This window comes from Hyphomicrobium sp. MC1 (genome assembly GCF_000253295.1).
Taxonomy (GTDB): domain Bacteria; phylum Pseudomonadota; class Alphaproteobacteria; order Rhizobiales; family Hyphomicrobiaceae; genus Hyphomicrobium_B.
In genome coordinates, this window is the sequence record NC_015717.1 from 1,552,402 (window position 1) to 1,573,374 (window position 20,973).

Here is a 20,973-nt window from a genome sequence, read left to right on the forward strand (position 1 = left end):
GGATCCGGGCCTGCGCCGGGATGACGTTGTTGGTGTGTGCGCTATAGTTTGTGTGCGAGCTGGTAGGCGGCGAAGCACAGGATCAGCGCAAGGAACACGCGCAGCAGCCAATCGGGCAGTAGGCCCGTCAGGCGTGAGCCGATGGCGATTCCGGGGATCGAGCCAACGAGCAGTAGGCCCAGCAGCGTAAAGCTGGCGTTGCCGATCGACAGATGGCCTAGGCCCGATATCAGCGTCAGTGGCACGGCATGGACGATATCGGTCCCAATCAGACGGCGAGTTCTGAGCGTCGGATAGAGCAGCGTCAGGACCACGACGCCGATCGCGCCTGCTCCGACCGATGTCAGAGTTACAATCGAGCCCAACGTCAGCCCAAGAAGAAGCGTCGGCACGTGACGGATTTTAAATTCGGGGGGCTCGCCGACCTGTGCGCGACCGCGGACGACAAGCGGATAAATCAGAATGGCGACGGAACTGATGATCAGGGCCGCGATCAGCGCTTCCTTGATGAACAGGCCGAGAGCCGTGGTGTCGGGATCAAGGAGATGCAGAAGCACCAGCATCGCGAGCGAGCCTGGAACGCTTCCGGCCGCAAGCCATCCGACGAGGCGCCAGTTGACGTTGCCGAAGTTATGATGCGGCCACGCGGCCGAGGCTTTCGTGATGGATGCGAAAAGAAGGTCCGTTCCGACGGCGAGCGTTGGCGGTACGCCGATCTGCGTGATGAGAAATGGTGTCATCAGCGAGCCGGCGCCAACGCCTGTCAGGCCGACAAGAAATCCGACGACGAAGCCGCCAGCGACGACCATGGGCCAGAGAGTGCTGAGATCGAATTCCGGCATGGGATTCCGCAGGGAACGTGACAGTCAGACCTACGCGAGATCGCCGCCGTCTGCAATCTTGGAGTTTCGTTGAAATGGGCTGAGCAGGGCCGTCATCCTCGACTTTATGCCGAGGATGACTTTCAATCGTGATGAAACCTAAAGCCCAGGATCCATGCCGTCGTCGACGGGGGGCGGCGGCTCAATGGCGACTGCGATGCCGGCCGCACGGAGAATGATCGCCACTTCGTTGGCGCGGCGCATAAACTCTTCGCGATCTTTCGAACTCATCGACAGGTCGCGATTGAGGCCGTTCGCCAGCATGTCACGCTTCAGGACGAAGTGACCTTCGGTCGGCTCTTCTGCCTTGGCACTGACGGCCGTCGCGACGCCACCGGCCATCGTTGCTCCGGTTACGGAATCGACGAGCAGCAGCGTGCCGGTTTCCGGCGTTTCGGTGAAGACGTCGATGGCCGCAGCGCGTCCCAATGAGATTTTGGCGATGGCGATGTCGTTGGCACCGCAGCTGCGCGCCGGGCGCGAGGCCATGGTCTCGAGATCGAGAAGCGCCTTGACCTCGATGTTCGAGATCGGAATGAGATCGGTCGACGTCCGCAGCAGATAACCTGCGGTGGGGCTGAAGGCGTCTTCCGACAGCCAAACAAAACGCGCTTCGACGGTCTGGGCAGCGACGGGAAGCATGTCACGCTTCGATAGAACCGCGCCCCGCGAGACATCGATATCGACGTCGAGCTGAAGCGCGACGGCCTGTCCGGCCGAGGCGCTTTGCAGATCACCATTCATCGTGGCGATGCGAACGACTTTGCCGCCAGCGTTGCTCAGAGTGTCGATGACTTCGTCGCCGACCTTGATCGAGCCGGACGTGACGGTGCCTGCGAGGCCGCGGAAATCCTGGCTGTCGCGCAGAACCGTCTGCACGGGGAAGCGGAACACGGAGCCGGCTTCGCTGACGCGGCTCGGCGTCTTCTCCAGGTGCTGGATGAGCGTCGGGCCGGTGTACCACGACATGTTGCTCGACTGGGTCGTGACGTTGTCGCCGAACACAGCCGAGAGCGGCACGGCGGTCGCGTCCCAGAAATTGAATTTCCAGCAGAGCGTGCGGAAGTCGGCTTCGATCTTGCGGAACACGTCTTCCGACCAGCCGACCAGGTCCATCTTGTTGACGGCGAGCACGACGTGCTTGACGCCGACGAGATCGAGGATGGCCGTGTGTCGCTTGGTCTGTTTCTTCACGCCCGAGCGGGCATCGACCAGAACGATCGCGACATCGGCGTGAGATGCGCCCGACGCCATGTTGCGTGTGTACTGCTCATGGCCAGGTGAATCGATGATGACGAAGCGGCGCGTCGGCGTGTCGAAATATTTCCACGCAATGTCGATCGTGATGCCTTGTTCGCGCTCTGCGACGAGGCCATCGAGTAGCATCGAGAAATCGGGGAGGTCGGTGCCAGCAGCTTTGCGGCCCGACTTGCGCACGTTCTCGCGCTGATCCTCGTAAAGGTCGGAAGCATCCCACAGCATGCGGCCGATCAACGTCGATTTGCCATCGTCAACAGAACCGCACGTCAGCAGGTGTGTAATGCCGCCGAGATCGCGCACGAGGTTCGGCACTACTTCCAGGCGCGGCGCCTCGTTGGCGGCGGGCTGAATTTTATGCAGGGCGTGCACCGACATTAGAAATAGCCTTCCTGCTTCTTCTTTTCCATTGCGCCGGCTTGGTCGTGATCGATCAGACGGCCCTGGCGTTCCGACGTCTGCGCGTTGAGTGTTTCGGCGACGACGGCTTCGATCGTTTCGGCATCGGATTCGACCGCAGCCGTAAGCGGGTAGTCGCCGAGCGTGCGGAAGCGGATCTTGCGCATCTCGACTTTTTCGCCGTCCCGCGGTTGCAGACGTTCGTCATCCTGCATCAGGATTTGCCCGTTGCGCACGATGGTCGGCCGCTCGGCCGCGAAATAGAGCGGAACGACATCGAGCTTTTCGCGCAGAATGTAACGCCAAACGTCTTTTTCGGTCCAATTGGACATTGGGAAGACGCGTACGGTTTCGCCGGTACCGAGGCGCCCATTCAACAGGTTCCACATCTCGGGGCGCTGCTTGCGCGGGTCCCACCGATGGCCGGGGGCACGGAACGAGAAAACGCGTTCTTTCGCGCGGCTCGCTTCTTCGTCCCGGCGAGCACCGCCGAAGGCCGCGTCGAAGCCGTATTTGTCGAGCGCTTGTTTCAGGGCCTGTGTTTTCAGCACGTCGGTGTGGATCGAAGGCGCGTGATCAATCGGATTGATGCCGCGCTTGATGCCGTCGTGATTGGTGTAAACGATCAGATCGAGACCAAGTTCACGTGCCGTCCGATCGCGAAAAGCGATCATATCCTTGAACTTCCACGTCGTGTCGACGTGCAGCAGCGGAAACGGCACCGCCTGCGGGAAGAAGGCCTTCCGCGCCAAGTGCAGCAGGACGGTCGAATCCTTGCCGATGGAATAGAGCATCACGGGCTTGCGGAACTGCGCTGCAGCCTCGCGGAAAATGTGGATGCTTTCTGCTTCGAGCAGATCAAGATGCGATGGCGAGGCCGTCATGCCGCGCGGTCCTTCGGTTCGAAACCAGGGTCTTGGGGCTGCGTATGAAGTCCGCATTCTTTGCCGTTCTCATTTTCCCACCACCAGCGGCCGGCACGGATGTCTTCACCCGGTTTGATGGCGCGTGTGCACGGTTGGCATCCAATCGACGGGAATCCCTTCGCATGCAGAGCATTCACGGGAATTTTGTTGGCTGCAACGTAGTCTTCGAGTTTTTCAAGAGACCAGTCAGCGATTGGGTTGAGTTTGATGAGCTTTTGCACAGGATCGTAGCTCGCGAATGGAACATGCGAGCGGCCCTGTGATTGCTCGCGGCGCAAACCCGTCACCCAACCCGCAGCGCCATGCAGCGCGCGATTCAGCGGACGGACTTTGCGAATTTCGCAGCAAGCTTTGCGCGCTTCGATCGAATAGCGAAAACCGTAGACGCCGTCGTTTTCAACCAGCTCTTCGACTTCGGCGGACTCAGGGAACATCACACGGATCTTGATGCCGTACTTGCCTTCGGTATCGAACAGCGTGTCGAGCGTCTCGGGAAAATGCCGGCCGGTGTCGAGCGTAAAGATGTCGATATCCGTTCCGCTCACCGCGATGGCGTGCGTGATCGCCTGATCCTCGATGCCGAGGCTGGTGGAGAAGGAGACGGTACCGTCGACGGCGGCGCGGATCGCCGACAGGCGCTCTTCGAGCGTCGTCAGCTCTGCGAGCTTGTGGTCGAGTTCGGCTGCGAGCGCATGTTGCGTCGCGGAATGAATGTCGGTCGGCTGGCCTGCGGGGGCGGATGCCGGTGCTTCGAACAGCGTCATGAAGGACCTCCGTGTGCCGCTACATAGTGGAAAACTATTCTCCTGAGAAGGCATTTCTATAAATAAGAATAGGATATTATTTCTCAAACTATCGCGAAATGGCCGCGTTCCTTTCTCGCAGTGCTTGAGAATGGCGTTCGCTGCGCCGGCAGCAGCGTGTGGAAATCATTGTCGTCCAGCGAGCCATCCGAGCAAGCCATTTGCTGCCGATGCGGCGGTTGCGAAGGTCCCCTGCAGCAAATAACCGCCGGTGGGTGCTTCCCAATCAAGCATTTCGCCTGCGACAAACAGGCCGGGGCGGTCTTTGAGCATGAGGTTCTCGTCCAGCGCGGTCCAAGCGACGCCGCCAGCGGACGAGATGGCCCTGTCGAGGCTGGTCACCCCCACAACCTGGAGGGGCAGAGCTTTGATGCGGCCGGCAAGGGCCTCGGCGCTGTCGGGTAGCGCGGCATTCCCTTCGCGAAGGAGAGCGACGGCGACCGGATCGAGATGGGCTGCTTTGCGCAGAAAGTTCGTCAGCGTTTCGCCGGAGCGGCGGCGGCCGAGACGTTCGGCGAGAGCCGACTGCGTGAGGTCCGGTTTGAGGTCCACTATAAGTGTCGCGCTTTTGCCGTCGCCAAGTGCGGCGCGGATTTGCGGGCCGAGAGCATAGATTGCTCCGCCTTCCAGGCCGTTTGCCGTGACGACGGCTTCACCCCGGACCGTTGTCGATGCGATAGAGAGCGCAATGCGCTTTAAAGCCAGACCCTCGAAACGCGATTTGAAAACTTCAGACCACGATACGAGGACGCCGCAGTTGGCCGGCTCGAGCGGTGTGATGGCAATACCGGTGTTCCGGAACTGATTAACCCAGGCGCCGTCGGAGCCGAGCTTCGGCCAACTGCCCCCGCCAAGCGCGAAGAGCGCCGCATCGGGTGTGATCGTACGTTGGCCATCAGTCGTTTCAAATACCAGCGCGCCAGTATCGTTGAACCCGACCCAGCGGTGGCGCGGTTTAATGGAAACACCGAGGCTGTCGAGACGCCGTAACCATGCGCGCAACAGTGGCGAGGCTTTCATCGCCTTCGGAAAGACACGACCGCTCGTGCCGACGAAGGTTTGAGCATCAAGGTCGTTCGCCCAGGCGATGAGCCGCTCAGGCGGAAAAGTTTCGACGGCCATTCGGACTTCATCGGCGCTTTCGCCGTAGCGTGTCAGGAACCGTTCGAGCGGCTCGCTATGAGTCAGGTTCAGGCCGCCGCGGCCGGCGAGCAGAAACTTGCGCGCGGGCGACGGCATCCTCTCATAGATAGAGACGCGATGTCCGGCGTTCGCGATGGCCTCGGCGGCAAACAAGCCTGCGGGTCCGGCGCCGATGATGGCGACGTCCTTCGCGTCGACGGTTTTGCTCACCATGTTCCCGTGTTCGCCATCGAGGTCCACGGTTCCTGCGGTGGCAGGGACGTACCCTTCTGCAGGAGTTCGATAGAGATCAGGTCAGGGGAACGCACGAAAGCCATGTGACCGTCGCGCGGAGGGCGGTTGATCGTGACGCCTGCAGCCTGAAGTTTTGCGCAGGTCGCGTAAATGTCATCGACGAGAAATGCGAGGTGCCCGAAGTTGCGACCCGTGCCGTATGGCTCAGGGTCCCAGTTGTAAGTGAGTTCGAGCATCGGCGCTTTCTCATTCAGCGCGCGCTCTTCGTCTTCGGGGGCAGCGAGAAAGACGAGGGTGAAGCGCCCCTTCTCATTCTCCATCCGGCGAATCTCCTTCATACCGAGTGCATCGCAATAGAATTTGAGACTAGCCGCGATATCGGTCACGCGAACCATAGTGTGCAAGTAGCGCATCACTCACCTTTTGCCTGCTGTGTGATCGTCTTAGTGGTCGTGTTGCTCGCGCGAAAAATTCTTCCGTACACGCGAATGCTGCACCTCTGCCACAGTGCGTCCTGAAACGTCTTACAGCGCCCGCTCGCTCGAGATGCGCGATTTCGTCCTGCTGTGGATGAGCATTGGAGATCTTCGTTTTCGCCGTTTGGATCAGCACCATCGAAGACGCGGAAAATCAAGTGCCGATGAACGAATCACTTGGAGGTGATTCGGAGCGCGCGGCGCTATCCACGCATGTGGAGGAAAGTTTGCCGGAGATCGACGCGTGATCGAACCTGGGGAAGAATCAGGATGCTTTTTAATGACGTTTTATCATGCTCTTAGGCGAGTAAACAGGATGTGGATTCAAGCATCACAACCGACGGTCAAGGGGGATGCGCCAAAATATTGCCCCTAGTTCCAGCCAGAGCCGGTGTTATGGTTTCCCACGTTTCGCGGTGGTGTTCGGTGTTTCGTTTCTGAAGAGGGCTCTTCCAGAAGCGAGATGTTCGGCGGCACGGCGCAACGAAAGAGTTATCGTTTGACGCACAGTATATGCGGGGTAAGCAAGTATGGGGGATAATAAACGTCCCGGGCTTTCTGAATTTTTGGAAGTGGGCGGTATCAGCCCAGAAGCGCTCGACGACGCGGCAACCGAAGTTTTTGAAGTTGCCGGAATGATCAAGTGGTTCGACGCTTCCAAAGGCTACGGCTTTATTGTGCCGGACAATGGACTGCCCGATATCCTTCTTCACGTGACCTGCCTCCGGGCCGGAGGTTTCCAGACTGCCTACGAAGGCGCGCGCGTTCATTGCGAAGTTTTGCGCCGTCCGAAGGGCATGCAGGCTTTCCGCATTCTCAGCATGGATGAGAGTTCGGCGATCCATCCGTCGCAACTTCCTCAGCGCACGCATGTCATCGTGCAGCCGGAAAGCGATTGGTGCCGGGCATACGTCAAATGGTTCAACCGCGTTCGCGGTTTCGGCTTCTTGACGCGCGGCGAGGGCACGCCCGATATCTTCTGTCACATGGAAACGCTGCGCCGCTTCGGCTTCACTGAGCTGCGTCCGGGGCAGATCGTTCAGGTTCGTTGGGGTTACGGATCGAAGGGCTGCATGGCCGCGGAACTCAGGCCGGATGGCGTGCCGACGGGGCTGCCGTCTCGTAACTGACGCGAGCAAAATGGCGAATATGGTGCCGAGTTCAACGAAGGGGGCCGCGATCAGCGTGGCCCTTTTTATTTTTCCGCCGCTGTTCGTGGCAGCGTGGCCGTGGATGAACGCGTTCGTCGATCTGGTGCCGCCCGCGCATGCGAAAATGCAGCAGGACACGTTGCGGATCGTCTCCGCCGGGGGCGCCGAGCACGCGTTTACGATCGAGGTCGCGACCACCGAGAAGGAAAAAGCTCTTGGCTTGATGTTCCGGACGGAGCTCAGCGACAACCAAGGGATGCTCTTCCCTTACACCGTCGAGCGCGGCCTTCAGATGTGGATGCACAACACGTACATCCCGCTCGATATGCTTTTCATTCGCGCCGATGGCACCATTACGCGCATCGAGGAACGCGCCGAGCCGCTGTCAGACCGAGTGATCTCGTCGGGGGCGCCGGTTCTGGCTGTGCTCGAAATTCCGGGCGGCGCGTCGGCGCGCCTTGGCATCAAGGCCGGCGACAAGGTGCGTTATCCAATTTTTTCGGGTTCGTGACGCCCGCGGCTATTAGGGATGGTGTGTCCGACCAGCGGCGACTTGACCTTAACGAGCGAAAGCGGCAGATGAGAGCGCAAGTCGGGGCGTAGCTCAGCCTGGTAGAGCATCTGCTTTGGGAGCAGAGGGTCGCGTGTTCGAATCATGTCGCCCCGACCAATATTTTCTGTAGGTTCGCCGAAAGCGCATTTTCATTCTGACTTTCCGGCAGCGGCGCCGTTCTGGCTTTCGGCCTCGGAACGTTCATCATTACTTCCACTTTCGACCCAAGCGCGCCGCTTGCGAGCGGCCATCGTGCGCTGGGTTTCCGTGCGCTTGTACAGTCGCGCCGCTTCGGGCGAAGTGGCTCGCAGGACGTTCTCCGGGCGCTGGTGCCATTCGAAACAGACGAGGGGTACAGCCGCCAGGTGACGCTCTCCGGCTGCCACGAGAGTCTCGTGTAGGGCATATCATTGCGCGTCGCAGGACGCGTGCTGCCCTTCCCGTGGTCCATTTCTACTCCGACGGGAACAACTGCAGCGGCGATATCGACCGATATCGAAGTGCCCGCCGAGAACAGCGGTTCTCCTTAAACCGGCGTTAGGCTATGAAGAACGCTGTATACTTGAAAGGGGGGGATCATGCCACGATGCGAGTGTCCAGCCACCGTTCAGGCCGAGATCAGCAGTTCATTAGCGTTTGCGTATATCTGCGATCTTGTCGGCTATGAAAGTCGCGTCGATCCTCCGACCACGACGTCAAATAAGCCCCTAAGGCTCCCATCACCCCCGCTCCCGAAATGGCGTGACGTTACGATCTCTCTCGATGGCTGGTTGGCGATGGGGAACGCGGCCAAACAAAGCAGCATTTCAGAACCGCATTGCGCCCAAAACCTACCGTTCGCGGATGCTGAATAATGAACGACCATCTATTCTACCTTTTTACGTCCGTCCCGCCGCACTTAGTCGGGGATCAACTTGAAGAACAGCGCCGCATTATCGCTTCGTGGACAGCTGCAGGCTTTTCGCCGGTATCCGTCAATGGGCCATCGGAGATTGAACGGGTTCTTGCCTACGGATTTGATCTCGATATCGAGCCATGCAGCAGCGAGGGCAAGCCGCTTGTCGGCGATATTCTCGACGCCGTTCGTAAGCGATCGTGCCCGCGCGCGGGGATCATTAATTCCGATTGCGCTATTCTTCCCTATCCGAATTTAGCGGCGGTTCTGGCAGACGAATTGGAAGGCGGTCTGCTCTACGCCGAGCGCATTGATGTCGGCGGCGACGACCCTCCGTCTATCGGTAATTGTTACGGGTTTGATGCCTTCTTTTTTGATACTGCGCTGAGCCGCGGTATTGTTGATGGTCATTTCCAGCTCGGCGAAACATGGTGGGACTACTGGTTTCCGACACAGATGGCGGCTCGTGGCGCGACATTGGGGAATATTGATGTACCCCTCATCACGCACCGGAGACACACATCCAGATGGAGCCGTGAACTCTGGCGATTCAATGCGATGCGCCATTGGAGTGAGATGAAGCTAGCGATTGAGGCTAAACAGTTGCCTTCTTTTTCGACGGTCATTTGTGACGAAGAGGAAGGATACTTAACTCGTCTTGCGCCAGCTACGTTCTGCTGGCTGCAGTCTCAGAAATGGCCGCGCCCACTTTCATTTTTACCGCCGGAGTTAATCGGCCTCGAAAACATTCTGCGTGCAGGTCATTATGCCATGCACATTCGCTTGCCGGAAATCCCGGAGACGCGGCCCGCGATCGTTGCCCCTGAAGCACCCAAGAGGCCGAAGAGCATGTTGAGTCGCGCCAACCGCGCCCGGCTGCATTTCCAGCGCCGATTGTTCCGGCGAGAGGCGGCTAGCAGTCAGAATGCACGTTGATTTTTCACATTTCCTGCGTACTTTGGCAGCAGCGGGTCGCGTGTTCAAGTCATGTCGCCCCGACCAAATTGCGATCGTTCTTCGTTTGGACTTTCTCGTCATTGCGGAGCCACTATGACGGCACGGATCTTCAAACCTGCGAAAACCGCCATGCAGTCCGGCGAGGCGCGGACGAAGGAGTGGGTGCTCGAATTCGAGCCGGCCAGCGCGCGCGACATTGATCCGTTGATGGGCTGGGTGAGTTCGCGAGACATGCAAGCCCAGGTTCGGCTCGAGTTCGATACCAAGGAAGAGGCCATTGCCTACGCGACGCGCGTGGGCCTCGCCTACACGCTCAGCGAACCAAAGCCGCGCAAGCCGATCAAGAAATCGTACGCGGATAATTTCAAGTTCGGGCGGACGACCAACTGGACGCACTGATGAGTTGGTGGCGAGCGACGCGCGTTTCGCGAGCCGGTCACTCGCCGCGGGCTTGCTTTGTGACTGCGTACGCCATTGGGCGGAGTAGGCGACACCGTTTCGCGGATCCGGCCGCTCACGCAATCTCGATGGCGCATTTCGCCTATCTCTCAAAACGTCGAACCTCTCTCGCGCGGCGGCACGGTCGCTCGGTGGCGCTACACTGATGCCGTCGCCCTGGCGCAATCGCCTGATCTGGGGCGCGATGATCCTTCTTCTTGTCGTGCTTGCATTCAAGACGCGGGATCACTTCGAGATCTATTTCGCGGGCGTCGGCAAACTTGATATCCGGCCCGTTCCAGGCGACGACACGCTCTATCTAAGCTGGCGCGGAAAGATCGATGCTCCGATGGCGTCACGCATTGCGGAGGCATTCGAGCGCCATAAGGGCGAGGCGCATAAGATCATCTTGTCGCTTTCATCGCCGGGCGGGTCGCTCGATCAGGGCGCGGACGTCGCGCGGCTGCTGGGCAGGATCCGACAGACGCATTCGCTTGTCACGCTTGTGGAAACCGGCGGCATCTGCGCGTCGATGTGTGTGCCGATCTATCTGCAAGGGCAGTTGCGTCTCGCGGCGCCGGGCGCGGAGTTCATGTTCCACGAAGTGGCGTTTCGCGATTTCTTTTCCAAGAAAAGGGATAGTAGCGTGCCGGAAAAGGCGATCGGCTCCGAGACCGATCGCTTCTTCGAGAAATACTTCGAAGCTGCTGGTGTGCCGCAATCGTGGATCAATAGCGTGCGCGCGCAAATGACCGGCGGCCATGAGGTCTGGAAGACCGCTCGCGAGCTGGTCGACGAGCACGCGGACATCGTGCAGCAACTCATCTGAGGCACGGCTAAGCGTCGCGCCTGAGCAACCCTTTGGCCGGGGCCTGCCGGAGGCCCGCAAGCGAGCCCCCGACAGGGAAATTATTTTTCCTAGCGGAACAGCACGGTGGCTTTGCCAAGCGTATTCCAGACGCCCCAGAAGAATGGAATCGCGACCGCGATCCACGCTACGATGGCGCCTGGGCTCACACCGCCGAAGCCGATGCCGTGCGAACCTGTGCTGACGTTTGCCGTCGACTTCGCTGCCTGGAGCTTCGCTACTTCTGCGTCGCTCATCATCCATTTGTCGGCGACCGGGCGAATGAGCGCGTTGGCGATGAAGCCGATGAGCAGGAAACCCGCAAGGATATACATCGTGCGATCGTAGACGAGGGCGCGCGGTACACCTGCCGAGATCTGCGCGTCACGAAGATAGCCGATCACCAGTGGGCCAAGGACGCCCGCCGTCGACCACGCCGTCAATAGTCGTCCGTGGATGGCGCCGACGAATTGCGTGCCGAAGATGTCGGCGAGATATGCAGGCACCGTTGCGAAGCCGCCGCCATACATCGTCAGGATCACGCAGAACGCCGCGACGAACAGCGCGATCGAGCCGGCATGTGCGAGCGTAGGCGCCAATGCATAGAGTGCCATGCCGAGGACGAAAAAGCAGAAGTACGTCGTCTTCCGGCCGATGATGTCGGAGAGCGACGCCCACAGGAAACGGCCGCCGCTGTTGAACAGCGATAGCAAGCTGACGAAGCCGCCTGCAATTCCTGCGATGATCGTGGCTTGCGCCGGCGTCAAATCCTTGAAGGAGACGTCATTAAGGCCGATCAGCTTGCCGGCGAAGATCTCCTGCAGCATCGGTGAGGCCATCGCCAGGACGCCGATGCCCGCCGAGACGTTCATGCAGAGCACGATCCAGATCAGCCAGAACTGAGGGGTCTTGTGGGCATTATCGAGGTGGACATGGCCGTGCGTGATCAGGGCTTTGGTTTGGCTGCTTGGCGGGGTCCAGCCGTCGGGCTTCCAGCCATCCGGCGGCACGCGGTAGCCAAAGGCGCCGCATAACATTGCGATGAGGTAGATGACACCGATCACGGCCATCGACTCTTGAACGCCGACGGATTCAGCGGTCTTGAAATGGTTCATCAACAGGATGGCAATCGGCGAGCCGATCATCGCGCCGCCGCCGAAGCCCATGATGGCCATGCCGGTCGCCATGCCGCGGCGATCGGGGAACCATTTGATCAGCGTGGACACCGGCGAGATATAGCCGAGACCGAGGCCGATGCCGCCGATCACGCCCAGGCCGAGCCAGAGAAGCCACAACTGGTGGAGGTGTACCGCCAGAGCCGAAATCAGGAAGCCGCCGCCCCAGCATAATGCTGCGACGAGTCCGGCCTTGCGTGGCCCGGCGCGTTCCAGCCAGCCGCCGAACACCGCGGCGGATAATCCGAGAAACACGATGCCGAGTGTGAAGGTGACGAGGAGGTCGCTGACGCGCCAGTCGCAGGTTGTCGTGATAAGGGCCTGGGCCAGCGTCATGTCTGGACATGTCACCGGCTTTGTGATGCCGAGCGCTTGCGACAGCGGGAGCCAGAACACGCTTAGGCCATAACTCATGCCGATGCAGAGATGGATGGCGAGCGCTGCAGGAGGTACCAGCCAGCGGTTAAAACCCGCCTTGGCGATGATTCTTTCTCTATCGAGCAATCCCGGAGCGTACGGGTCTGCGGAACTGGCCACTGTCATGCGTTTATTCCCCCAGGTTTATTGGCTGCTTTGGTGCGACCGTTTTTCCGGCTTTTGTGCACCTCGGCTGCGACACAATCAACATTGCACCGCGACGAGCCCCGGAAATTCCATCCTAAATCGTGCAGGGCACAATTGCCCGGAAGGGATCGCACGGGCGTGCGTCCCGGGAAATTCGACCTTCGCCACGTGCCGTCGCAAAGGCGTTTGCTCTTGAGAAAAAATTCGCTACAAAGCGCCTTCTTCGCGACTGCCGCGGGTGTAGCTCAATGGTAGAGCAGCAGCCTTCCAAGCTGAATACGTGGGTTCGATTCCCATCACCCGCTCCAACCGCTCTCCAGGAGTAGCTGCGAAGCGGCTCCGTTAGGCGTCCTGCTCGGAGATCTCGACGCGATCGGGATAGAACGCGACGTGATCCTGGATGGCGCTAACGGCCTCGTAGGGCGCCTCATAGCTCCATACTGCATTCTCGGATGAACCGCCGGGAGCGGAGAGGCTGAAATACGAAGCGTCGCCTTTGTAGGGGCAATACGATGTGTGGGCGGACCTTTGCAGAAACTGCATATCGACATCCGTCCGAGGGATGTATTGGACGGCAGGGTAGCTCGCTTCCGTCAGGACGATCGCGTTCGTGGTGTCAGCGACGACCTTTCCCGCGAACCTGACGAGGACGCGGCGCGGATTTTTCTCAAGCGTTATTGGGTGCTTGCTGTCGGGAATAAGCCGCGCACGGTCTTTCGTTTTGATTGCTGTCATCGTTGCCTCCTTGGCATGACGTAATGAGCAGGGGGGAAAACGCAAGGGATCCTGCGGAGGTGTCATAAGCTTCCGCTCGGCGGCGCCGTAATGGCTTCGCGGATATGAGCAAGCGGAGCCGTTTGCGAGAACATCACCGTGGTTCCTGATGGCGTTACGCCCAAATCGTTCCAAAGCTTGGCAAGATCGGGTGCATAAGGTTTGTCACGCATCTTGGCGTAAAGCTCTTCCATGACCGGGTAGCCGGCTGTCTGGTCGGCGACTTTCAAGATGCGTTCGATGGGCCAGTCCTGATCGTGGGTACCGCCCGCGGCAAGGACTCCACGCATCGCCTGCTGCAACCCGACCTTGTTGTGGCTTCGCTCGCGATACGTGATGTCGGCGAGCAGGCAGAAGATGGCGCCGCCCCAATAGGTCCGACCCCAGGTGTGGGTGCGGTCGAGGCCTTCGTCCCCCTCCTGCGGCAATCCCTTCGGCATGTCCCGAACCATGTCGGCCCAGATCTTATCTGCTTTGAGATCTCCTGCCTGGACGCGGGCAATCGGCTCGACATAAACGGCCAGCCCTTCCGCGAGCCACAGGTGGTCCTGCGAGACGTCGGGTAAGGCGAGATGCACCATCTCGTGCACGGCTTTCCAATCGGCAACCAGATCGTCGTCGGTTGTAAAGTCACCGACGAGAAGCCGGATGGCAGGGCCGCGATAGCCGAACGCCTGCCCGCCTTCGACGCCTTCACCTTCAACGGGAACGATCAAGATCTTCGCGCTGGGTACGGGAAACTTCCCATAATAAGTGGTGACGGCCTTCGCCGAAGTCTTCAGCCATTTGAGAATTCGGTCGTGACTTAGGCGGAGGGGACCAGGTGCAAACGCGATCGTTTGCGTGGCTCCCCCGATATGCAACTTCGTGGCGTGGAGTTCGTCGAAGGCATCGTAGGGCATGCCGGTCCCCCGAAACGCCTGCGATGAGACCGCTGCCGGTGCCGGTGACATCGGGAAGGGGATCAGAAGTCCCGCTCCGAACAGGATCCATTGCCATGTGCGCACAGGTGTTCTCCGAGATGCATAGCCTTCCGCTGCGTGCAGAAGCTACGGACCGCGACGTGCCGGCGTTACATTGGGTTCGTCATGGGGATCTTGGGGGGGGCGACGCCTTTGACAGGAGGGCTGATCGCCAGATTCTATCCCTCGGTATGTTGCCGGATGGACTCTGCCGCCCGGCTGCTTTGAGTTGTCCTGAACGCCCGCGCATCGGTTCGAAAAAGCCGGCCGGCATCTGATGTGCGCGCATAGAAGCGCGGAAAAACAAGGGATTTTCCAAGTTCGCGACGGCGCTCTCTCCGGCGTTAGTCATCGGTATTTTTACGGATGTGCCAGTCCGGCGGGCAGCAGCCCGATGGCACCGGCCGGAATAACGCGTGCGGAGGTTCCGATCTAGCTTTCACCGAAGACGAACTCGATTGCACAGAGAAGGCGGCGTTGGTGGGCGTCATCAGCGACGGCCGATTTCCGGCTCGGGTTTGCGAGCGGCCTTGTGGCCCTGACCAGAGAAAGGTGAAGGCAATGATCAGACTTCCTGTCGCCCTCGTTGTTTCGCTCATTGCGCTCGGTGCCGCGGCGAGTGCCGCGAGTGCGCGAGGCACGTGCTCGGGTGATTTCGAAAATGTCGGCGGAAACTGGATCGCAACAAACTATTGCCAGCGTGTCCACGCCAAACACGTTGCGAGTCAGGAAGGGATGCACCTGACCTCGCATCCCGTGCTAGCCCATGACGAGACGCCGGGTCAGTTCTGTCGCGAACACGTCGACGATAATCGCACCTCGACGTACTGCTCAGAGTATAATGACTGACGGACGCGTTTGAGGTTGACTGAGAGTTTTTGAAAGCGGGTCGGCAAACTGCCGGCCCGCTTTGCGTATCGGCGCAATTCTACCAGCGCAAAAGCCCCGACAGGAGCATTCCGCCGCCGACCACGATCAACACGCCGAGCGAATACCACGTGGCCAGGAACGGGATGCCGTATTCCGTGCAGTGCAGGGAATAAATGCAGGCACCGTAGCCGCCTGCCATGAAACCTGCTGCCGCGCCGGCGACGGCGTAGTGCGTCGGGGCGAGTTGGCGAAGCGCGAGGAAAGCTGCAACCAGAAGTGGGATCGAGAGCGCAACGATTGCCCACGGACAGAACGACGAGGAACTCCCCAGCCAAAGCTGGCTTCGCTCGTCTGGCGGAGACATGAAAAATTCCATGCCCGCTGACAGCGCGACGATTGCGAAGATCGCGGAAAGCAAGGCAAAAGACGAAGTTGCTGTCGCCCCGGGCCGTCCGAGACGCTCCAATGCGAAAAGGCCTGCCGTGCCGATCATGAATGTGTAGCCAGCCTTGATCCAGAACGGCGCGGAATGCATCGCCGTGCCGAGTTCTGGCCGGAGCCCCAGCCACAGGACCATGACCGTCAGCGAAAAGATGATCGAAAGCAAAAGGCTCGCCGTGATGATCCGCGCAACCGAACCGGGCGAGGTCGGGAGGTCGGCGACAAGGCTTCTGATAAGTTGTTCTGTTCTCAATTGATGTCTACTCCGAGGGAGCGGCCGAACTTCCGCGCTGCAAAAGAGCGGACGGCGCTCATAGACGTGTCGTTTAAAAGACATTCGCGCGCGCGGACGCCGGAGTTACATCGTTCAGGCACTTTTTTGAGCACATGCGCGGAAGGGGTACGACGGCCATTCGGATGGGATCGCGAAAACGAACTCCCTTAGGCTGAGATACAACCCGAGTCGAATAGGAGGCCACCCCATTCGCCGGCAAGCGGTGCGGGTATCTCATGAGCAATGTCAGAAAAGTTGTCGGCAATCGACTCGGGCGAAAGTAACCTTCGTGCTGCTTTCAGGTCGTCTTTCGGGCGTCGGAGTTACGATTTGAAATGTTCCTCGCCTATACGGCTATTGAGAGATGACCTACTATGCTCTCAACGGTTCTTAGATGTTCCGCATTCGCATACGTCGGGGTGAGCGCTCGAATGGGTGAAAATTTTCAACTGTGGCCGGCAGGGATGTCGAGCCCGGCACGAACTGGTTGCGCGCGGCAGAATTCGCGGCTGTTTTCTCGGGTGGTCCCCATTCTTGCCGTTGCCGCGACGCTGGCTCTCTCGGGATGTGGGGACAGGAATACCTTCATCCCGCCGCCCCCGCCGAAAATCGAACTGGCGTCGCCGCTGAAACAGAGCGTGACGCGCTATCTCATGGCGACGGGCAACACGGCTGCGGTCAATACGACCACGCTCGTCGCGCGTGTTCAGGGTTTCATCCAGAGCATCGATTATAACGATGGCGACTTCGTCAAGGCGGGCAAGACGCTGTTCGTCATCGAGCAGCAGCCTTATCAGCTTTCCCTGGAGCAGGCCCAGGCCGGGTTGGCGAGCGCTGAGGCGCAAACCAAGAAGTCAAAAGCTGATTACGAGCGTCAAGTCGATCTTGCCGCCAAAAACATCTCCAGCCAAGCGACGCTCGATGCGGCGACCGCGACCTACGACGCTGCGGTCGCGGCGCAAAAGCAATCTCAGGTCAATATCGATCAGGCGCAGCTCAACCTCAGCTATACTGAGGTCAAGGCGCCGTTCGACGGCATCGTGACGGCGCGTGAGGTTTCGCTCGGACAACTTGTCGGCGCGGGAAGTCCGACGACGCTCGCAACGATCGTTCAGCTGCAGCCGATCTACGTCAACTTCTACGTCAGTGAATCGGATGTGCAGTCGATCCGCGATAACATTCGGGCGCGCGCGATAACCGCGGAAGAGCTGAAGAAAATTCCGGTCGAAGTCGGGCTGCAGAGCGAGACGGGGTATCCGCACAAGGGCACGCTCGACTACGCCGCGCCGACCATCACTGCAAATACCGGCACGTTGCTGGTACGCGGCGTTTTCCAGAACGAGAATAAATCGCTGCTGCCAGGGTATTTCGTCAGGGTGCGCGTGCCGCGCGGCAAGGACAACGATGCGCTGCTGGTGCCGGATCGGGTCGTCGGCAGCGATCAGGCCGGCCGCTACGTCTTCGTTGCCAACAAGGATGATATCATCGAGCAACGCAAGGTCGTGCTCGGACAGCAGGTGGGCGATCTGCGCGTGATCGAGAAGGGGCTTGCTCCAGATGATCGCGTCGTGATCTCCGGGCTAATGACGGTCGTGCCGGGCCAGAAGATCGAACCTGTCGTGAAGACGATCAGCGCTCCGGCGCCGGATGCGGACACCGCGCAATGATCTCAAAATTCTTCATCGAACGGCCGGTTCTCGCCAACGTCATTGCGATCCTGATGGTCGTGATCGGCGCCGTGTGCGTGTTCGAACTGCCCGTAGCGCAGTACCCGAACGTGGTGCCGCCGACCGTGTCGGTTACGACGCGATATCCCGGTGCGAGTGCGCGGACCGTCGTCGATAACGTTTCCCTGCCGATCGAGCAGCAGGTGAACGGCGTCGAAGACATGATCTACATGCAGTCATATGCTGCATCCGACGGCACCTACACGCTCACCGTCACGTTCCAGATTGGCACCGACCTCAACGCAGCGCAGATCCTGGTGCAGAACCGCGTGCAGGCGGCGATGGCATCGCTGCCGCAAGCGGTTCAAGTGCAAGGCGTCGTCGTGCAAAAGAAATCGACGTCGATTCTGCAGATTGTGACGTTGACGTCGCCGAACAGCACCTACGACAGTCTTTATCTCAGCAATTATGCGACCATCCGGCTAAAGGACGAGATTTCGCGCCTGCCGGGCGTCGGCAACGTCAATGTGTTCGGTGCCGGGCAATACGCGATGCGCGTGTGGCTCGATCCGGACAAGATGCAGGCGCGCGGGCTCGACGCGCAGGATGTGATCCAGGCGCTGCAGCAGCAGAGCGAGCAGGTGACGGCCGGGCAGGTGGGCATGCCGCCGGTTTCCGGATCACCGTCGTTTCAATATACGATCGACGTGCAAAGCCGCTTCGACGATCCTGAGCAGTTTGCGAATGTCATCGTCAAGACGGGCACCAATGGTGATCTCACGCGCGTGAAGGACGTCGGGCATGTCGTCCTCGGGGCTCAGACCTATGCGCAGTATTTCAATCTCGATGGCAAGCAGGCGGCGGGTCTTGCGATCTTTCTGACGCCGGGCGCCAATGCGCTCAACGTTGCGAAAGAAGTGTCGGACAAGATGAAAGTCCTGGCGAAGGAATTTCCCCAGGACATGATCTACCAGATCCCGTTCGATACGACGCTGTTCGTGCAACAGGCGATCGACGAGGTCTACCGCACACTGATCGAAGCGGCCGTTCTGGTCCTCATCGTTATTCTCGTCTTCTTGCAGGACTGGCGGGCGACGCTCGTTCCTGCGACGACCGTTCCGGTGACGATCATCGGCGCGTTTGCGGCGATGGCCGCGATGGGATTTTCGATCAACCTTTCGACGTTGTTCGCGATCGTGCTCGCCATCGGCATCGTCGTGGATGACGCCATCGTGGTCGTGGAAGGCGCGGCGCATAACATCGAAAAAGGTATGTCCGGCCACGACGCAGCCATCGCGGCCATGAATGCGTTGATGGGGCCGATCATCGGCATCACACTCGTTCTGATGGCGGTGTTTCTGCCGGCATCGTTTCTTCCGGGGCTGACCGGACAGATGTACGCGCAGTTCGCGCTAGTCATTGCGGCGACGGCGATGATCAGCGCCATCAACGCAGCCACGCTGAAGCCGACGCAATGCGCGCTATGGCTGCGGCGGCCGGTACCGCCTGAAGAACGCAATTTCTTTTTCCGCAGTTTCAACGCCGTCTACCAGCGGTTCGAGAACTGGTATACGAAGGTCATCGATTGGATGGTTCACCACAGCATTGCGATGTTCATCATCGCCTTGCTGATTATTTCGGGGGCCGTCTATGGCATGACCCGGGTCGCGACTGGCTTTCTGCCCATCGAAGACCAGGGCTATCTGATTGCATCGGTGCAGCTTCCCGAGGGCGCGTCGCTTGGGCGTACGCAAAACTCGTTGCAGCAGGTCGAGCAAATTGCCGACGCGGTGCCGGGCGTTGAGCGTGTCATCACCATCGCCGGTATTTCGCCGCTCGATAACAGCGCATCGCTCGCCAATGCGGGCGTTGCGTACATCATGCTGAAGGATTGGAGCAAGCGCGGCAAAGACGAGGATCTTGCCTCGCTTTACAAGAAGCTCAACGGCGAGATGGCCGCCATCGAGGATGGCGTCGTGATGGTGCTGCCGCCGCCGCCGATCCAGGGCATCGGCAATGCCGGCGGCTTCACGATGCAGATCGAGCTGCGCGACAGCAGCTTCGATCTCGTGAAACTCGGCAGCGCCGTGGATGCCGTGGTGAATGCCGCCAATACGCAGTCGGGCATTCAACGCGCGTCGACGACATTCCGTGCGACGGCGCCGCAATACAAGGTCACAATCGATCGAGCAAAAATTCAGACGTTGCTGCTGACGACGGATCAGGTGTTCCAGACGCTGGCGAGCTATCTGGGTTCCAGTTATGTCGATCAATTCAACAAGTTCGGACGCATTTTCCAGATCTACGTGCAGGCGGATGCGGATTACCGCATGGAGCCGAGTGAGATTTTGCGTCTCAAGGTGCGCAATCAGAACGGCGACATGATCCCGCTCGGAACGGTGATGAATATTACGCCGATCGTCGGACCGTCGCTCATCAGCCTTTACAACCTCTATCCGTCGGCAACGATCGTGGGCGTGCCAGCGAAGGGCTTTTCGTCGGGTGATGCGATGTCGCTGATGGAACAAGTCGCGGAAAAAACGCTGCCGCCGGGCGTTGGCTACTCGTGGACGGCGCTGTCCTATCAGGAAAAGATCGTCGGCGGTCAGATCTACTATGTCTTCGCGCTCGCCATGCTGCTCGTTTATCTGGTGCTCGCGGGACAATATGAGAGCTGGTACTCACCGCTCTCGGTGCTGTTTGCGGTGCCGCTGTCGCTGGTCGGGCCGGTGTCGGTCATGCTCGGCCTCGGCATCGACAACAACCTCTACGTCCAGATCGGTCTGGTGCTGCTGATCGCATTGTCGGCCAAAAATGCGATTCTGATCGTCGAGGTTGCGCGAGAGTTGCGTGCAGAGGGCAAGAGCATCGCTGTGTCTGCCGTCGAAGCGGCGCGCGCTCGGTTCCGTCCCATCCTGATGACGTCGTTCGCCTTCATTCTCGGTGTGGCACCACTGGTGTTTGCGACCGGCGCTGGTGCGTCGGCACGAAAATCGATCGGCATCACGGTCTTCAGCGGCATGCTGGCGTCGACCCTGCTTGCGGTGCTGTTCGTGCCCTCGATGTTCGCTGTCATCCAGCGCTTCGAAGAGTGGCGTCAGTCTCGCAAGGGGGCTCCGACCAAGGCTGCCGAGGACACACCGCCTGCGGCATAAGCTGCTGCGGCGGCCGCCAGTATGACCTCGCCGCAACTGAACCACGTTCTTGGTCGAACGTGCAATTGCTGCGAGATCGCTGGCCGGGCGATCGGACATTGCCTATTTTAGGTGAAAATGGGCGGCTAGGA

The 20,973-nt window shown here is 59.7% G+C and carries 20 protein-coding genes and 2 tRNA genes; 11 read left to right on the forward strand and 11 right to left on the reverse strand.

Annotated features, from left to right (window positions below):
- Positions 1-41: 41 nt before the first annotated feature.
- The 6 genes from HYPMC_RS07565 to gloA form a co-directional block, all read right to left on the reverse strand.
- Positions 42-842, reverse strand: coding sequence for a sulfite exporter TauE/SafE family protein (locus tag HYPMC_RS07565; RefSeq protein WP_013947276.1), 801 nt, complete (start codon positions 840-842; stop codon positions 42-44).
- A 138-nt stretch (positions 843-980) separates the two neighbouring features.
- Positions 981-2,516 carry a GTP-binding protein gene (locus HYPMC_RS07570; RefSeq protein WP_013947277.1) on the reverse strand — a complete coding sequence of 512 codons (1,536 nt, stop codon included), beginning with the start codon at positions 2,514-2,516 and terminating at the stop codon, positions 981-983.
- Positions 2,516-3,421, reverse strand: a complete 906-nt coding sequence (gene cysD / locus HYPMC_RS07575) for a sulfate adenylyltransferase subunit CysD (protein ID WP_013947278.1) — start codon at positions 3,419-3,421, stop codon at positions 2,516-2,518. Before cysD ends, HYPMC_RS07570 begins: the two co-directional genes overlap by 1 nt.
- A complete protein-coding gene (locus HYPMC_RS07580) occupies positions 3,418-4,227 on the reverse strand; it encodes a phosphoadenylyl-sulfate reductase (RefSeq protein WP_013947279.1) in 810 nt (269 codons plus the stop codon). Before HYPMC_RS07580 ends, cysD begins: the two co-directional genes overlap by 4 nt.
- 165 nt (positions 4,228-4,392) lie before the next feature.
- Positions 4,393-5,622, reverse strand: coding sequence for a TIGR03862 family flavoprotein (locus HYPMC_RS07585; RefSeq protein ID WP_024275711.1), 1,230 nt, complete (start codon positions 5,620-5,622; stop codon positions 4,393-4,395).
- Positions 5,616-6,056 (reverse strand): lactoylglutathione lyase, encoded by a 441-nt coding sequence (gene gloA, locus HYPMC_RS07590; RefSeq protein WP_013947281.1) that lies wholly within the window; start codon positions 6,054-6,056, stop codon positions 5,616-5,618. The genes HYPMC_RS07585 and gloA overlap by 7 nt, the downstream gene beginning before the upstream one ends.
- Before the next feature lie 164 nt (positions 6,057-6,220).
- Here gloA and HYPMC_RS24165 point away from each other — a divergent pair, with 164 nt between their 5' ends.
- From HYPMC_RS24165 to HYPMC_RS07605, 4 genes are all read left to right on the forward strand, one after another.
- Positions 6,221-6,367: a hypothetical protein gene (locus tag HYPMC_RS24165; RefSeq protein WP_155831205.1), complete on the forward strand. Its 147-nt coding sequence runs from the start codon at positions 6,221-6,223 to the stop codon at positions 6,365-6,367.
- 282 nt (positions 6,368-6,649) lie between these two features.
- Entirely contained in the window at positions 6,650-7,249 is a 600-nt protein-coding gene (locus HYPMC_RS07595; RefSeq protein WP_013947282.1) for a cold-shock protein, read from the forward strand.
- Between the two features lie 55 nt (positions 7,250-7,304).
- Positions 7,305-7,781, forward strand: a complete 477-nt coding sequence (locus tag HYPMC_RS07600) for a DUF192 domain-containing protein (protein ID WP_035576113.1) — start codon at positions 7,305-7,307, stop codon at positions 7,779-7,781.
- A gap of 82 nt (positions 7,782-7,863) precedes the next feature.
- Positions 7,864-7,940: transfer RNA gene (locus HYPMC_RS07605), tRNA-Pro, on the forward strand.
- A gap of 32 nt (positions 7,941-7,972) precedes the next feature.
- Here the strand turns inward: HYPMC_RS07605 and HYPMC_RS07610 are convergent.
- The gene (locus HYPMC_RS07610; protein WP_024275712.1) at positions 7,973-8,209 is read right to left on the reverse strand and encodes a hypothetical protein; all 237 of its coding nucleotides are present in this window, start codon (positions 8,207-8,209) and stop codon (positions 7,973-7,975) included.
- Positions 8,210-8,676: 467 nt separating this feature from the next.
- Between HYPMC_RS07610 and HYPMC_RS07615 the strand changes: the two genes are divergently transcribed.
- From HYPMC_RS07615 to HYPMC_RS07625, 3 genes are all read left to right on the forward strand, one after another.
- Positions 8,677-9,654, forward strand: a complete 978-nt coding sequence (locus HYPMC_RS07615) for a hypothetical protein (RefSeq protein WP_013947285.1) — start codon at positions 8,677-8,679, stop codon at positions 9,652-9,654.
- 114 nt (positions 9,655-9,768) lie between these two features.
- Positions 9,769-10,074, forward strand: coding sequence for an ETC complex I subunit (locus HYPMC_RS07620; protein WP_013947286.1), 306 nt, complete (start codon positions 9,769-9,771; stop codon positions 10,072-10,074).
- 205 nt (positions 10,075-10,279) lie between these two features.
- Positions 10,280-10,942, forward strand: a complete 663-nt coding sequence (locus HYPMC_RS07625; protein WP_013947287.1) for an ATP-dependent Clp protease proteolytic subunit — start codon at positions 10,280-10,282, stop codon at positions 10,940-10,942.
- 89 nt (positions 10,943-11,031) lie between these two features.
- On the opposite strand, the gene HYPMC_RS07630 is transcribed toward HYPMC_RS07625, so the two are convergent.
- Positions 11,032-12,678, reverse strand: coding sequence for an OFA family MFS transporter (locus HYPMC_RS07630; protein WP_013947288.1), 1,647 nt, complete (start codon positions 12,676-12,678; stop codon positions 11,032-11,034).
- A 255-nt stretch (positions 12,679-12,933) separates the two neighbouring features.
- On the opposite strand from HYPMC_RS07630, the gene HYPMC_RS07635 reads away from it, so the two are divergent.
- Positions 12,934-13,007: transfer RNA gene (locus HYPMC_RS07635), tRNA-Gly, on the forward strand.
- 34 nt (positions 13,008-13,041) lie between these two features.
- Here HYPMC_RS07635 and HYPMC_RS07640 read toward each other — a convergent pair.
- Positions 13,042-13,434: a DUF427 domain-containing protein gene (locus tag HYPMC_RS07640; RefSeq protein ID WP_013947289.1), complete on the reverse strand. Its 393-nt coding sequence runs from the start codon at positions 13,432-13,434 to the stop codon at positions 13,042-13,044.
- Between the two features lie 62 nt (positions 13,435-13,496).
- The gene (locus HYPMC_RS07645) at positions 13,497-14,480 is read right to left on the reverse strand and encodes a hypothetical protein (RefSeq protein ID WP_013947290.1); all 984 of its coding nucleotides are present in this window, start codon (positions 14,478-14,480) and stop codon (positions 13,497-13,499) included.
- Positions 14,481-14,996: 516 nt separating this feature from the next.
- Here HYPMC_RS07645 and HYPMC_RS07650 point away from each other — a divergent pair.
- Positions 14,997-15,284, forward strand: a complete 288-nt coding sequence (locus HYPMC_RS07650) for a hypothetical protein (protein WP_013947291.1) — start codon at positions 14,997-14,999, stop codon at positions 15,282-15,284.
- A 79-nt stretch (positions 15,285-15,363) separates the two neighbouring features.
- Here HYPMC_RS07650 and HYPMC_RS07655 read toward each other — a convergent pair whose 3' ends face one another.
- The gene (locus tag HYPMC_RS07655) at positions 15,364-15,999 is read right to left on the reverse strand and encodes an NrsF family protein (RefSeq protein WP_013947292.1); all 636 of its coding nucleotides are present in this window, start codon (positions 15,997-15,999) and stop codon (positions 15,364-15,366) included.
- 452 nt (positions 16,000-16,451) lie between these two features.
- Here HYPMC_RS07655 and HYPMC_RS07660 point away from each other — a divergent pair, with 452 nt between their 5' ends.
- Together HYPMC_RS07660 and HYPMC_RS07665 are read left to right on the forward strand one after the other, a co-directional pair.
- Positions 16,452-17,687: an efflux RND transporter periplasmic adaptor subunit gene (locus tag HYPMC_RS07660; protein ID WP_013947293.1), complete on the forward strand. Its 1,236-nt coding sequence runs from the start codon at positions 16,452-16,454 to the stop codon at positions 17,685-17,687.
- Positions 17,684-20,842, forward strand: a complete 3,159-nt coding sequence (locus HYPMC_RS07665; protein WP_013947294.1) for an efflux RND transporter permease subunit — start codon at positions 17,684-17,686, stop codon at positions 20,840-20,842. The genes HYPMC_RS07660 and HYPMC_RS07665 overlap by 4 nt, the downstream gene beginning before the upstream one ends.
- Positions 20,843-20,973 lie beyond the last annotated feature (131 nt).